General features: G+C 71.5%; 15 protein-coding genes. 11 read left to right on the top strand and 4 right to left on the bottom strand.

What is annotated here, in order from left to right; translation table 11 throughout:
• Positions 1–24: 24 nt before the first annotated feature.
• A complete protein-coding gene (locus EV386_RS18965) occupies positions 25–330 on the bottom strand; it encodes a tyrosine-type recombinase/integrase (RefSeq protein ID WP_130413454.1) in 306 nt (101 codons plus the stop codon).
• Positions 331–365: 35 nt separating this feature from the next.
• On the opposite strand from EV386_RS18965, the gene EV386_RS18260 reads away from it, so the two are divergent.
• On the top strand, positions 366–527 hold the full coding sequence (locus EV386_RS18260) for a DUF1974 domain-containing protein (protein ID WP_165399864.1): 162 nt from the start codon (positions 366–368) through the stop codon (positions 525–527).
• 81 nt (positions 528–608) lie between these two features.
• Here the strand turns inward: EV386_RS18260 and EV386_RS06605 are convergent, their stop codons facing one another.
• On the bottom strand, positions 609–1565 hold the full coding sequence (locus EV386_RS06605) for a LacI family DNA-binding transcriptional regulator (protein ID WP_130413452.1): 957 nt from the start codon (positions 1563–1565) through the stop codon (positions 609–611).
• An 85-nt stretch (positions 1566–1650) separates the two neighbouring features.
• Here EV386_RS06605 and EV386_RS06600 point away from each other — a divergent pair, with 85 nt between their 5' ends.
• From EV386_RS06600 to EV386_RS06590, 3 genes are read left to right on the top strand one after another with little or no spacing between them, the layout of a single operon-like run.
• Positions 1651–2610, top strand: coding sequence for a zinc-binding dehydrogenase (locus EV386_RS06600; protein WP_130413450.1), 960 nt, complete (start codon positions 1651–1653; stop codon positions 2608–2610).
• A complete protein-coding gene (locus tag EV386_RS06595; protein WP_130413448.1) occupies positions 2607–3623 on the top strand; it encodes a zinc-dependent alcohol dehydrogenase in 1017 nt (338 codons plus the stop codon). Before EV386_RS06600 ends, EV386_RS06595 begins: the two co-directional genes overlap by 4 nt.
• Complete coding sequence (locus EV386_RS06590; protein ID WP_242607854.1) at positions 3616–4398, top strand: SDR family NAD(P)-dependent oxidoreductase; 783 nt, start codon at positions 3616–3618, stop codon at positions 4396–4398. The genes EV386_RS06595 and EV386_RS06590 overlap by 8 nt, the downstream gene beginning before the upstream one ends.
• Before the next feature lie 338 nt (positions 4399–4736).
• Here EV386_RS06590 and EV386_RS06585 read toward each other — a convergent pair whose 3' ends face one another.
• The gene (locus EV386_RS06585) at positions 4737–5666 is read right to left on the bottom strand and encodes a cold-shock protein (protein WP_130413446.1); all 930 of its coding nucleotides are present in this window, start codon (positions 5664–5666) and stop codon (positions 4737–4739) included.
• Positions 5667–6146: 480 nt separating this feature from the next.
• On the opposite strand from EV386_RS06585, the gene EV386_RS06580 reads away from it, so the two are divergent.
• The 5 genes from EV386_RS06580 to EV386_RS06560 are packed head-to-tail and all read left to right on the top strand — an operon-like array spanning position 6147 to position 9593.
• Positions 6147–6455, top strand: a complete 309-nt coding sequence (locus EV386_RS06580) for a hypothetical protein (protein ID WP_130413444.1) — start codon at positions 6147–6149, stop codon at positions 6453–6455.
• Positions 6452–7819 carry a hypothetical protein gene (locus tag EV386_RS06575; RefSeq protein ID WP_130413442.1) on the top strand — a complete coding sequence of 456 codons (1368 nt, stop codon included), beginning with the start codon at positions 6452–6454 and terminating at the stop codon, positions 7817–7819. The genes EV386_RS06580 and EV386_RS06575 overlap by 4 nt, the downstream gene beginning before the upstream one ends.
• Positions 7820–7821: 2 nt before the next feature.
• The gene (locus tag EV386_RS06570) at positions 7822–8397 is read left to right on the top strand and encodes a hypothetical protein (protein WP_130413440.1); all 576 of its coding nucleotides are present in this window, start codon (positions 7822–7824) and stop codon (positions 8395–8397) included.
• Between the two features lies 1 nt (position 8398).
• Positions 8399–8992 carry a hypothetical protein gene (locus EV386_RS06565; protein ID WP_130413438.1) on the top strand — a complete coding sequence of 198 codons (594 nt, stop codon included), beginning with the start codon at positions 8399–8401 and terminating at the stop codon, positions 8990–8992.
• The gene (locus tag EV386_RS06560; RefSeq protein ID WP_130413436.1) at positions 8976–9593 is read left to right on the top strand and encodes a hypothetical protein; all 618 of its coding nucleotides are present in this window, start codon (positions 8976–8978) and stop codon (positions 9591–9593) included. The genes EV386_RS06565 and EV386_RS06560 overlap by 17 nt, the downstream gene beginning before the upstream one ends.
• Positions 9594–10004: 411 nt before the next feature.
• Here EV386_RS06560 and EV386_RS06555 read toward each other — a convergent pair whose 3' ends face one another.
• Entirely contained in the window at positions 10005–10583 is a 579-nt protein-coding gene (locus EV386_RS06555; protein ID WP_165399863.1) for a shikimate kinase, read from the bottom strand.
• A gap of 348 nt (positions 10584–10931) precedes the next feature.
• Between EV386_RS06555 and EV386_RS06550 the strand changes: the two genes are divergently transcribed.
• Positions 10932–11204 (top strand): hypothetical protein, encoded by a 273-nt coding sequence (locus EV386_RS06550; protein ID WP_130413432.1) that lies wholly within the window; start codon positions 10932–10934, stop codon positions 11202–11204.
• Entirely contained in the window at positions 11201–13393 is a 2193-nt protein-coding gene (locus tag EV386_RS06545; protein WP_130413430.1) for a hypothetical protein, read from the top strand. The genes EV386_RS06550 and EV386_RS06545 overlap by 4 nt, the downstream gene beginning before the upstream one ends.
• Positions 13394–13395 lie beyond the last annotated feature (2 nt).

Here is a 13395-nt window from a genome sequence, read left to right as displayed (position 1 = left end):
CCGGGCTCGTCGCTGGTGCGGCGATCAGCCGCGCTCCGGCGGAGGTGGATCCCCTGAACGGTTCCCGTCACCCGGGAGTTTGAAGAGTGGGTCCATGTGCCAGTCGGGACCGACGTCTTCGACGCTGGCGAACTGATTCATGAACGTCGCACCTTCTCGGATGAGGGGCCGCAGTTCGTGACGGTAGATGCGCTCGGTCGTCGACGTGTCGGAGTGCCCGACGACGTGGGCGATGTGTTCGACGGCGGCGCCCCCAGCAGACATGAGCGAGACGAACGAGTGCCGCAACTCGCGCGGAGTCCAGTCCTTGGGGTCGACCGACGGGACCAACTTGAGCGCCGATCGGAAGGGTCTGCACCGCGCAGATGCTCGACCGACTGGCCTTGATCGAGTCGTGGGTTCCGTGCGTGGTCGACCCGGTCGACGGCGTCCTGCCCGGCGACTCCCAGGCCGACCTGGAAGAGCTGTGCGAGGACGGGCTGATCAGTGAGGACGAGGTCGACCAGGTTCTCGACGCCCGTGAGTAACCGGCGCGCGGGTACCCACGCTGCGGCGTGCACCGCTGTCCGCGGCGGGGTGCTGCTGGACTCGCTGTGTTCTGTCGCCGGTCAGGCGCTCTCGCGCACGATCACCTGTGAGGGTGTGTGGTCCCAGGGTCCGGGGTCGACGCCGATCGCGACGCGCGCGGCGCGCCGGCCATAGGCGGCGGCGTCGATCCGCACGGTTGTCAGCGACGGTGACCAGAGGCGTCCGTGGGCGCCTTCGTCGAAGCCGATCACGGCAAGGTCGTCGGGCGCGCGGAGTCCGAGGTGCGTCAGCGACGCCAGGACGGCGACCGCGACCACGTCGTCGTAGCCAGCGACTGCGGTCACGGCGCTTTCGGAGACGAGCCGTGCGACGGCCGTGCGTCGCGGCTCGGGCGGCTCGCCGAGGTCGATGGTCACTGGGACTGGTGGGTCCAGGCCGAGCTCGGCGGCTGCAGTCATGGCGTACTCGAGCCTCGCGGCGATGAGCCGGTCGTCTCCGGGCGGTAGGGCCATCGCGATCCGCTGGTGGCCGCGCTGGGCGAGGTAGTGCAGTTGGGTGCGGGTGTGCAGGGCAAGACCCGCAACGAGTCCACCGGCGGTGCCGACGATGTCTCCTCCGTCGTCGGTGGTCAGCCGGGTCAGGTCGATGACCGCGCGGGGTGCGACGACGTCGAGCACCTCGGGCGGGATGGCGCCGGCGCCGGTCTGGACGAGCAGCGTGTGCCCGTGTGCGGTCAGCTCGGCTCGCATGCCGTCGACGAGGGACTCGAGGCTGTTGCCGCCGGTGATCGCGCCGACGTGGAGCAGCACGATCCGCGAACGACCCTCGCGCAGGGCGCGCGCCACGGCGTGCGGCGTGTACCCCAGATCGTGTGCCGCCGCGCGGACCCGAGCCTGGGTCGGCGCGGGGATGGTCTGGCCGGGGGTGCGGTTGAGCACGAAGCTGACGGTGGCAGGCGAGACGCCCGCCGCGGCCGCGACGTCCTTGATCGTCACGCGTGGGGTTTTGACCCGCTCGCGGTATCGGCCTCGTGGCATGACCTGGGACTCTATCGCTAAATGGATATAGTGACTACGGTCACCGGGGTCGCATGCACAGCGAAGTCACCGAAGGAGCGCGCGCATGAGGGCATGGCAGTTCGAGGGCCTGGAGAAGGGTCTGGTGCTGAACGAGGTTCCCGAGCCGGAGCCGGGTGAGGGGGAGGTGGTCGTCGCCGTGCGCGGGTCGGGTCTGTGCCACTCGGACCTGACGTACATGAAGAACCCTGCGGCGATGCCGTTCTTGCCGATGACCGAGGGGCACGAGATCGCCGGGGTGATCGCGAAGATCGGTCCCGGGGTCACTGGGTGGAGCGTGGGGGACCGGGTCGGGGTGTGCCCGTCGGGTGTCGCGGCCCCGGCAGGGGTGTTCCGGCACGGCGGGTTCGCCGACCAGCACGTGTGCCCCGCAGCCGACCTCGCCCGGGTTCCGGACGGGCTGAGCTGGGCGCTGGCCGCCGCGGCGACCGACGCGGGCATGACGTCCTACCACGCGATCATTAAGCGCGGTGGGGCGTCCGCCGGGAAGAAGGTCGGTGTGATCGGGTACGGCGGGCTCGGGCAGATCGCCACCCGCGCCGCGGTGCTGGCCGGCGCCGAGGTGCACGTGTGCGAGCCCAAGACCGAGGTCTGGGACCTGGCGCGCGAGGCGGGCGCCGTCGGCGTCGTCGCGGACGCCGCCGAGTGGGCCAAGCAGGGCTTCGACCTAGTCGTGGACTTCGCCGGGTACGGCACCACCGACAAGGCGCTCGCCGCGGTCAAGCAGAAGTTCGGCGGACGCGGCGAGCCCGGCAAGGTGGTCCAGGTGGGCCTGGGCACGGGCAGGCTCGACGTCGCGGTGCATCAGCTGCTCGGCCGCGACCTGGTCGGGTCCCTGGGCGGGACGGTCCAGGACATCGAGGAGCTGTACGACCTCATGGTCCGCGGCGAGCTGACCCCGTACGTGACCCAGATCGGGTTCGAGGAGATCGGCGCGGGCCTCGAGCGGCTCGCGGCCGGCAAGGTCACCGGGCGACTGGTCGCGGTGTGGGGTGAGGACGGGTGAGGACGGTCCAGGTCACCGGGCCCGACGTGGCCGAGTGGGTCGAGGTCCCCGAACCGACCTGCGGGCCGGGCGACGTGCTGCTGGCGATCAAGGCATGCGGAATCTGCGGGTCGGACGCGATGTACACCGCCGTGGGCGGCATCCCGCCGCATCAGGGCGCCACGATCCTGGGCCACGAGCCGGCCGCAGAGGTCGTCGAGGTCGGCGTCGACGTCACCGGCATCGCGGTCGGCGACCACGTCGTCGTCGACACCATGGCCTTCGCTGACGGGCTGCTCGGCAGCGGCGGAGCACAGGGTGCGATGGCGCCCCTCGTTGTCGTGAAGGGCTTCCAGCCGGGCAAGCAGCTCAAGGTCATCCCGCCCGAGGTGCCGTGGGACGTCGCCGCGCTCAACGAGCCCATGGCGGTCGCGATGCATGGAGTCAACCGGTCCGAGCCCAAGCCGGGCGACAAGGTCGTCATCTTCGGCGCTGGTCCCATCGGCCTGGGCGCACTGCTCGGCTTCAAGTCCAAGGGCGTCGCACACGTCGTCGTCGTGGACATCCTGCCGACCCGCCTGGACAAGGCCCTGCGGGTGGGCGCCGACGCCGTGATCAACTCCGCCGAGGAGGACGTCGCCACCCGGCTCGTCGAGCTGCACGGCCAGGCGCCGGCGAGCGTCACTCCCGGCGCCCGCCCGGACACCGACGTCTACTACGACGCCGCTGGGGCGCCTGCCGTCATCCACACAGTGCTGGCGGCGGCCAAGCGCGAGGCGCGGTTGACGATCGTCGCGGTGCACAAGCACCCAGTCGAGATCGACCTCGGCCAGATCCTCACCACCGAGATCACCATCCGCATGTCGATGGGCTACCCGACCGAGATATTCCAGGTCACCGACGACATCGTCGGCAACTGGAACAAGTACGCGCTGATCATCAGCGACCGGCTCCCGTTCGACCGCGCGCTTGAAGCACTCGATCTCGCGAAGACCCCGGGCGCCGCCGACAAGGTCACCGTCGTCTTTGACTGACGACCCGCAGATGCGAAGGAGACAGCCCGTGAGAAGGCTCGAAGACAAGGTCGCCGTCATTACCGGCGCCGGCAGCGGCATGGGGCGGGCCACCGCCCGACTGTTCGTCGCCGAGGGCGCCAAGGTCGTCATCGCCGACATCAACGACGACAACGCCAAGGCAGCGGCGGATGAGTTCGGCGACGCGGCGATCGCCGTGCACGTCGACGTCTCGAAGGCCGACGACGTTCAGGCGATGCTCGACGCCGCCGTCACAACGTTCGGCAAGGTCGACATCCTGTTCAACAACGCGGGCTTCAGCGGCCCCCACCAGCCGCTGGACGCCGTTGACGACGCTTTCCTCGACACCCTGTACGGGGTCAACCTCCGCGGCGTGTACCTCGGCATCAAGTATGTGATCCCACACCTCCGGGCGAACGGAGGCGGCGTCGTCATCAACACCGCCTCCGCGATGGGGCTCAAGGGGCGTAAGGGCCTGGCCGCCTACGGGGCGATGAAGGGCGGCGTCGTCGCCCTCACCTATGGCGCTGCGCTGGATCTGGCGGAGGACAACATCCGGGTCAACTCCATCTGCCCCGGCATGATCTTCACCGGCCTAGCCGGTGCTGCCGCCGACGGGTCCAGCAAGGTGCCGGACTATGCCGGCGCTTCGGCACTGGGGCGGTTCGGAAGGGCCGAGGAGATCGCCTCCGCCGCGCTGTTCCTCGCCTCCGACGACTCGTCGTTCGTGACCGGGGTGAACCTCCCCGTGGACGGCGGCATGGTCGCCGGGTAGCCGCGATCAGCCCTGCCAGCGCCGGCTCGACCGGAGATGCCTGCTCGAGCCGGCACTGGCGGAGCGATGCCGCCGACATGGATGCGGACGACGAACCGCAAGAGCTGGCATCTGGGGGCCAACGGCGTGGTGCCGCGGGCCAGTTTCAGGCGCCGTCAACAGCGCAGGTTCATCGCATATCGATCGGTTCGAACACCCTGTCCACGAGAGGCGTGGAGCGTCGTGGTTGCGCCGGTACGGCTCGGTGTACCCGCGACGCGAGGACCTCGGCTGCACCGTGGCCCTCGCGCCTGCATCACCGAAGACCGCTCATCCCCTCGCTGGTGCCGCCCGCTCGCTCACACCAGTTCGACGTTGTCGGCCTGTGGTCCCCGGTCACTCTGCCTCACCTTGAACCGGACCCGATCGCCCTGTTCCAGGACCTCGACGCCCTGCAGGACCGACACGTGCACGAAGAGGTCTGCGCCCCCGGCATCGGGCGTGATGAAGCCGAACCCGCGCTCGGCGTCATAGCGCGCGACGGTGCCTTCGCCTCCGCGCACGGGCCCACCGGACGCCGCAGGACGGCCGGACCGGCCGCGATCCGTGCCCGGGCGGGTACCTCCGGAGCTGCCGACGAGCTGTACGTTGCGGGCGTTCGGGCCACGGTCTCCGTCGACGACGTCGTACGTCACTCGATCGCCGTCGGACAGTTCGGTCAGCCCTCGATCGAGCGCGTTGACGTGGACGAAGACGTCGTCGCCGCCCGCGTCGGGGGCGATGAACCCGAAGCCTTTGACGTCGTCGTACCACGACACGGTGCCGTCCGCGCCGTCGGACACCGGCCGCGCGACCGTAGCCCCGAGCGGCAGCACATGGTCTGCCTGGGGACCCCTTGCGCCGTCGACTACGAGGAACGCCAACCGCTGCCCCTGCGAGATGACGCCGCCTCCCACGATGGCCGAGCTGTGGACGAAGATCTCGGCGCCACCGTCGTCGGGCTGGGCGAAGCCGTAGCCCTTGGCCGGCTCATACCAGGTGACGGTGCCGAGCACGCCCAGCGGTGCGTCGGCGGCGCGGTCGCCCGTGACCCTGACGCGGCGCGCCTGCGGACCGCGGTCGCCCTCTCCCACCTCGAACTCGACGGCCTGCCCCTCGCGGAGCTGTCTCGCTCCGTCGTCGCCGACGATCTCGGACGCATGCACGAACAGGTCCTCGGCCTCGTTCCCGACGTCGATGAAGCCGAACCCTCGATCGGCGTCGAACCATCGGACAGTTCCCTGGGGCACCTAGGACTCCTCGTCTCGTCAAACGTTGTTGTCGTCCAGTGTCCCCGACAGAACACAGTCGTGCGGGCTCGTGGTTGTCAATGATGGGTGCCGGTGTGCCGGAGCCACCGTCGACTCGGGTGTCCGCCAGGACGCCAGTGCTGGCCGTGCCGCCCATAAGCGCGGACTGTGGAGGCCACGAGCCAGGGCGGGGCGACATCCCACTCGTCACCGCCACGTCGATGACGTCCTCGGCGACGTCGTCGTCGCCTCGTGGAAGAGGAGGGACCGCCTGGGTTGACCCCCAGAAGAGCGGCAACGCCCCCGTTGCTCGGAACGTGGGACTGACCCGCCTCGCGAGGCCGGACGGTGCAACTCTCACCGCTCACCGTCCGGATCTCGTCGCATCACCGCGACCCACCGGTCCGGGAACCTCACGCCCGCCGATCCACCGGCCGCTACACTCTGCGGCGGGCGGAATCTCGGGTCACTGGGGGAGACATGGCCGAAAAGCTGCAGGTCACCGACGACGTCGGCAACCTTGCGCAGAACCTGCGCAGCGTCCGCGCTGCGTTCGAGGGCGCGGACCGGACGGCCGACACGCTCGCCGACGCCGTCGGTCACCCGCGCCTGGCGGGAGTGCTCCGCGACTTCGCCGGCCAGTGGGACGACCGTCGTCGAGAGCTCGCCCAGCAGGTCGACCGGGTCGCCGAGCTGGCCGCCGCCGTCGACCAGGGCTTCGCCGACGCGGACCGCGAGCTGGCCCGTGCCATGGACCAGCGCGGCGCCCCCACCAGGACCATCGCGTGACCGCAGCCGAGATCGCCCCCATCGCCGGCAACCCCGACGCCGTCCGTGCGGGCGCGGGGGCGTACGCCCAGACCGCCGCCGCGCTCGCGGAGGCCGCCGCCGCCATTCGCGCGCTGGCGAGGCAGCCGCTCGGCACGAGCGACGCGGTGACCGAGCTCGTCGGCATCGCGGACGAGGTGGCCGGACGGCTGGACGGCCTGAACCAGCGGTACAGCACCGCCGGGTCCGAGCTGACCGTCTACGCAGCCGAACTCGAGGACGCGCAACAGCGCGCAAGCCAGGCCGTGCAGACTCGCGACGCCGTCGTCGGACCGCTCGCCAACGCCGAAGCGCACGCCGAGCGCTATGCACACCAGGCGCGCACGGTCCAGGACCCGACCTCCACCCAGGAGGCGGTCGAGCAGTCGCAGCGGTGGTCATGGCAGGCGCGCGACCTCGCCGCCCAACTCGACCAGGCGAGCGTGCGGCACGCGCGGGCGCGCGCCGACCTGGACGCAGCGGCCGATCGAGCCGCCGCGGCGATCGCTGCCGCGGTCGACCGGGACGGCATGAACGACTCCGGCTGGGACAACTTCACCGGGTGGGTGAGCGAGCACGCCGACCTGCTCAAGACCATCAAGGATGTTCTGAGCGCGATCGCCGCCGGGCTTGCGATCGCAGGGATGTTCTTCCCCGTGCTCCTGCCCTTCGCCGCGCTCGCCGGTGGCCTCGCCGCGGTGGCGGGGTTGGGTCTCGCGCTCGCGGGCGAGATCTCCTGGGTCGAGTTCGGGCTGGACGCGCTCACCGCGATCACCTTCGGCGTCGGCGCCATCGCCGCCCGCGGCCTGCGCGTGACCATGACCGCGCTGAAGAACGGACGCCTTGCCCGAGGCTTCCGGGACGGGGGAGGCAAGCTGATCAAGGCGGCGAATCGATCCCAGCGCTCCAAGCTCGGGGCCCGGCAGGCGGTGGACGAGTGGGCGTCGCTGGCCAAGGAGGCCGCCACCCCGTCGGCCGCGAAGCACGGTCCCCTGCAATGGCTGTGGCAGCTCAAGGGACACAAGACGCTTGAGAACCTTCGGTACGCCAAGATCCTCAAGGAGATGCAGACGGGCGCCTGGGGCGCCAAGGACGCGGCGCTCGCGGCCAAGGCCACCCAGCAGCTCGAGGTCGCCAAGCGCTTCAGCCTGATCGGCGCCGTCGCGGGAGCGCCGGGCAAGGCGGCGGACGCCGCCGCGAACGTCGCGGACGTCGCAGACCGGGTCGAGGACGCCATGCCTCGGATCGACACGGACTGGCTCGGCGATCCCGCCCGCTGGGTCAGCAGCCGGTACGACCAGCTCGTCCAGCAGCCGACGACGCACCGGGCGGGGTCAGGCTGGTGAGCATGCGCAACAACAGTCAGCGCCGCAACACCGCTCGCGCCAGCACGAGGCCTGCGACCACCAAGCGCCCACCCAGCCGGGCAGAGCGCATCGCGCGGCGCGGGTTCGCCGTCGCCTGGGCCCTGGCGGCGCTCTTCGCGGTGACCGCCGTCGTCGTGGTCGTCGTCGGCGCCGTCACCCGCACGATCCCGGACGTGGCCGAGGGGGTGTTCCAGGTGACGCCCGACTACCCGCTCCTCGTCCCGCCGCTGCCCCTGCTCTCGGCGTCCGCGCTCCTGCTGGTCCTGCTCGCGCTGTGGACGATCCCGCTGCGGATCGACGAGTCGCTGCTGACGCACCGCCTGGTCCAGGCTGCGCTGTGTGGCCTGATGCTCTTCGGGTCGCTGTTCGGGTCGCTGTGGTGGGCGCAGGAGTTCGGCCCGGCCGGCGAGACCTTGATGAAGGTGACCGTCGGCGCGTACGTCGCCGCCGCGGTCCTGTTCTTCGTCCGGCTGGTCCTCGAGCTGGTCCGCATCGTGCCCCGGCGCTGGCGCAGCGACGGCCCGAACGCCTCCGACCTGCTCGACCTCGCGGCCTGACGTGCGCTACCGCGTCGTGCTGCCGCCCACCTGGGTCCTCGTGCCGGTGCGCGAGGGCGCCGAGCAGGCGATCCGGCGCCAGGTCGACGCGCTGTTCGACCCGAAGAAGCGCGACCTGACCGTGCGCGCCCGCCGCACGATGCGCCTGACGTTGGAACGGATCGCGGCCCACGCGCGCGAGTCCGGCGGGCTCGACCTGCTGCTTCCAGCCTCCGTGCCGTGGCCCATGCCGCTGTCCGCCGGCGTCGTCACGAGCGTGCACGAGGCGCCGCCCGACCTGACGGTCGGCGCGCCGATGCCGACGTTCGCCGGGCAGGCCCGGCGCGAGATCACCGAGCTGATCGACCTCCCCGACCCGGCGGGCAGCCCGGAGCCCAGCATGGAGGAGGTCGCCGACGAGCCGGTACGGCAACTGCGCCGCGTCATTTACACCTGGCCGGTCCCCGAGCGCGCCGGCCAGACGTTCCTGGCGAGCCTGGTCGTCTGCGGTCAGGCGGTCCCGGCCTACCGCCCGCTCACCGAGGCGATGACCACGCTCGTCGACACCATGCTGTCCACGCTGACCTGGGAGAACACCCGTGACGACCAAGCCTGACGCCGATCGCCCCGAGGTGACGTTCGACCCGGACGTGTTCCCGGGCGACTGGTTCCTCGCGCCCGGGCAGTGGCCGTGGGGGGCCTTCGCCACGCGGGAGCAGTGGGCGTGGCGCATCGCCACCGACGTCGGCGCGGACCACAGTTGGGACCAGCCGACCGTCGCGCACGTCGCGGCGCTGCTGGTCGCCGTCGACGAGCAGCAGGACGACGGTGAGTGGCGGTTGTGGACGCTCGTGGGAACCCCCGAGCGTCCGACGGCGTTCTGGGCGTCGCTGTTCGCCGGACCGCGGTTCCCCGACGCGGCCGAGGTCACTGACCTCGTCGCGGTCGACGGCACGACGACGATCGTCCCGCCCGACGTGACGGCGTTCGTGTCCACGCACCTCGGCACCGGCGTCCGGGCGATCCGGTTCGTCGAGGCGCCGGACCAAACGGCCGCCCCCGACGACGGGTCCCGTCCGGTCGCGCAGCTCGTGAACTACGCGTTCCGGCACGGGGAGCACGACGTCGTGCTCATGGCGTCCGGGTTCGACGTGGACCTCGTGGACGCGCTCCTGCCCGACCTCGACGCGATCGCGCTCTCCGTGTCTGTCGCCTGAGGCACGAGCGGCGCAACAACAGTCCGAGCGTGCGCGGCGAGCCCCGACCGGCCCGCCGGTGGCCGCTTGTCCGCGGCGCTGCGTCCGACCACTGCGACCGGCATGGCTGCGTCAGGCCGCCGTGTGGCGACAGCAACCGTGTTCCGGCGACGACCTCGTCGTCCTGGGCGAGGGAGCGCACCGAGCACTCGCTTGTCGCGCCGAGCATTCTGCGATCCCACGCGCTTGCGTGGCTCTACCGGGCGGCGCGCGCAGGGAACTCACCGAGACGGATGCTCGCGTGCCGCTCTCGCACCGGCCGTCCTCATCCATCCCGCCCGTCGGCGCGGTGGGCTGGCGCGGTTGGTTGGCTCAGGTTGGCTCAGCCGCGGAGCTGGACGCGATCGGCACAGGACCCACCGCCACCCATGCTCAGCCGGTCTGGATGAGCGTGAGGACGTCGTCGGCAGTCGCCGCGGGCGCCCTGCCTCCAGATACGACGACGTCGGTCGCGATCTCCCGCATGAACTCCTCGTCGTACCACTGCGCGAGGAAGTCGTGACCGTCGCGCACCCAGTCGGTGCCCTTGTCCGACAGCGAACGTTGTCTGAGCTGAGTGAGCGCCTCGTAGCGGTCGAGCGACGGGAGCAGCAGAACGACGCGGCCGTCACCGGCCAGCGCGTTCCGCACGGTCGTGGCGTGCTGGGGGTCGGTGTAGCTGGCGTGGCCCGCCCCGAGCGCGACGACGGCGCCAGGGCTCGTGGCCATCGCCCGTGCGACCGCGTGGGCCCGAGCGGACTCCCACTCGCGTTCGGCCGCGACCCGGCCGACGGCCCGGACTCGCTCGACCAGCCGCGCCAAACTCCAGCCGACCTCGCGGTAGAACGGCTCCCCGACGGCATCGAGGTCCACGAAGGTTGTGCGAAGCCGTTCGGCCACGACAGCGCCCACGGTTGACTTTCCGGTCGCGGCTGGCCCGATCAACACGAGCAACGGACGGGTGGCGGACACGAACGGAATCCTGCCAGCGACGTCACTCGATGGGCCAGTCGGCGCGCACACCGCGACCGACGCCCTGAAGCCGGTGGTGCGCGTCGCCGAGGGGGAGATTCACGCCGCAGTGCGACGCGGGCGCTGATCGAGATGCGCGACCCGGACGGCGGTCTGAGGGCGCTCGACCACGGTGGACGTACGACGCGCGCGCACGCATGTCCCGGTCGACGTGCCCGCGCGTGGACGCGGCGATGGGGAGCGCTCCCCATCGCTGCTTCCCCGGCGCCGCATTAGCGTGTCGCCCGGCACGGCACGGGGCGATGGGACCCGTGCCCTCGGGGCAGGTCGGCAGGGAATGGGGGAGCGATGCGTGGACGGCTGACCGCGGACACGGCGGCGATGACGGAGATGGGCAGCAGGCTCGTGAGCCACGGGTACGCCATGTCGACGAGCGTGCGCGACGACGTGACGGGCTGCGGCAGCCAGGGCGTCGAGCGCGCGGTGCTGGAGTTCGCGATGTCGGTGGCCGTCGAGCTGGCCGCGGTCCAGGCTCAGGTCGTCGCCGCGGGCGAGGTGGCCAACACCGCTGCGGCCGACCTCGAGGCTGCGGACGCTGCCCTCGCCCGAGCGGCGCGATGACGTATCACACCGATCGTCGTCCGGACGAGGGCGACCTGGCGCTGATCACCGAGTACGACGCGCACCTGAGCGCTCGTCACACGGAGTTGGAGACCACCGTGACGGTCCTCGCGCAGGCTCTCGCCGGCCTCGATGAGTCGGCGTGGGACGGCGACGCCGGGTCGGCGTGGCGGACGTCACTCGCGGAGCCGCGCGCCCGTCTCGACGCGGCCTGCGCACGGCTCTCGAACCTCCGCCCGGCACTGTCGGCGTACGTCACCGGCGTCGAGGGCCTCGCGACACGGGCGCAGCCGCAACGGGACAAGCTGGACGCCGCGGAGGAGGAGCTGCGACGTCTCTATTGGAGCTCGGACTACATCGGGGCCTGGTGCGCCGCGGACGATGACGCGCGTGACCGGATCCGGCAGGAGTTGCATGAGGAGGCCGTGCGGGCGCAGGAGGAGGCGTGGGGTGCGCTGCGTGACCTGCACCAGGAGCGGCGCGAGATCGACGCCGCCTTGTGCGACGCGCTCCGCGTGGGGGAGCCCGCGGGTTGGGGCGACCTGCGCACGGCGTTGCTGCATGTCGGGGTGAACTGCGTCGAGGACCTCGACGCCGACGGGGTCGGCGCGGCGATCTTTGCTCTTGCCGCCACGATTGCTGCAGGTGACGGCAGCGAGCAGGACGTGCGCGACCTGACCACTCTTTTCGGCGCGTGGGGGACCGACCACCACGTCATGGCTCGTGTGTTCCTCCAGCTCGGCGGTGGCGGCACGACGCGACTCATCGACGAGCTCGGGCACGGGGTGGTCGAGGCGAACTTCGCGCCCGCGCTGGCGCTGGGGTTGGCGCAGGCCATCCGGTCGGGGCTGGGCAACGGTTCGTCGCGGTGGACGCAGTCCACGGCGTCGCGGTTCGCGATGGGGATGGTGGACGGCGGCGCCGCGCCCTCGGCGACAGGGTTCCTGTTCGGCGACGCGGCGGGGGCTCCGCTGGGCGCCACGCTGACGGTGGCGATGGCGGACCTGGTCGACCGGCGCGAGCGCGACCCGAACTCCATGGGACACGGGATGCCGTGGCGCGACACGACGCCCATGGCGGGCGGGCGCATCCTGGCCTTCCTCGAGGACGAGGAGGCAGGGCTTCGGGTCGACGACCTCGCGGGCCGGGTGTTGCAGACGCTCGGGCAGCACCCGGACGAGGCGCTCGCGTGGCTCACTGACACCGGGGCCGATCCCTACGGTGACGGCGAGATTGGCGTGTCCAGGGCGGACTACTGGTTCGGCGAGCGCGACTGGTCGGCCCAGACCACCGGTGACGGCTTCGAAGGCCCGAGCGCGTTGTGGGCCGGCGCGCAGCAGGCGACCGGTTCCCTGCTCGATCCGCACGGCGGCGACCCCGACGTCCGGCGGTCGGTCGCGGCGCTGTCGACCCGGGTGTTCGAGCTGCTGAGCGGCAACGAGCAGCTCGTGCCCGACAACCTGTCTGCGGCCGGCTCGGTGGCCCTCGCCACGGCGATCGCCCAGCAGATTCCGCAGCTGGCCGAGTACCCGATGACCCACAACTCCAAGGAGGGTGGGCTCCTGGAGGCGGGGATCCTTGGCGGTCCGGACGTCTGGCTGGTCAACGCGGAGCAGGACTGGGTGGCCGACCTCTACGGGGTGGCGGCGTATGACGAGAGCGGGCACCGCGTCCTTGCCGTGGCGACGTCGGAGTATCAGGAGTCGGTGGTGGCGTACGCGGCGTCCCCGGACTCGCCGCTGAGCGGCGGGGAGGCGATCGAGCGCGTGCTGGGCACGCAGGCGGCGCTGGAGGGTGCGCCGGTGGGGTCTCACCTCGCCACCGGGGCGGCACACGATCAGCAGTTGCGTGACACCCTTGGCGACGTCTCGTCGTTGGTCGGCCTCGTTCCGGTGCCGGGTGGGACGCTCGGTGGTTACACCGCGGGGGAGGCCGCCGGGTGGTTCGCCGAAGCTCTGGGCGACAGTTGGGCGACGGAGTACAACGAGGCGCTCGCTGCGGAGCGCGGTGGCGAGGACGCGCGCGAGGCCATCATGCGTGAGCGTCTGACGACGATCATCGACACCTATGTGGCGCACGGCGTCATGGGGCGGCCCGAGGACACCCTCGAGTATGTGAACGGCCTGATCGACGGCTACGACGACGGGTTCGGCAACTGGGCGCGCGAGGCGGAGCGGGGGGAGCGGTGAGG

It is taken from the genome of Xylanimonas ulmi (genome assembly GCF_004216535.1).
In the GTDB taxonomy this organism is placed as follows: domain Bacteria; phylum Actinomycetota; class Actinomycetes; order Actinomycetales; family Cellulomonadaceae; genus Xylanimonas; species Xylanimonas ulmi.
Note: the sequence above shows the minus strand (reverse complement) of the source record. Positions and strands in the feature narration are given on the sequence as shown.

Bases quoted from the DNA above. Each gene is read 5' to 3' on its own strand.
- EV386_RS06580 (WP_130413444.1), top strand. From the start codon at position 6,147: ATGGCCGAAAAGCTGCAGGTCACCGACGACGTCGGCAACCTTGCGCAG.
- EV386_RS06605 (WP_130413452.1), bottom strand. From the start codon at position 1,565: ATGCCACGAGGCCGATACCGCGAGCGGGTCAAAACCCCACGCGTGACG.
- EV386_RS06545 (WP_130413430.1), top strand. From the start codon at position 11,201: ATGACGTATCACACCGATCGTCGTCCGGACGAGGGCGACCTGGCGCTG.
- EV386_RS06570 (WP_130413440.1), top strand. From the start codon at position 7,822: ATGCGCAACAACAGTCAGCGCCGCAACACCGCTCGCGCCAGCACGAGG.
- EV386_RS18260 (WP_165399864.1), top strand. From the start codon at position 366: ATGCTCGACCGACTGGCCTTGATCGAGTCGTGGGTTCCGTGCGTGGTC.
- EV386_RS06600 (WP_130413450.1), top strand. From the start codon at position 1,651: ATGAGGGCATGGCAGTTCGAGGGCCTGGAGAAGGGTCTGGTGCTGAAC.
- EV386_RS06550 (WP_130413432.1), top strand. From the start codon at position 10,932: ATGCGTGGACGGCTGACCGCGGACACGGCGGCGATGACGGAGATGGGC.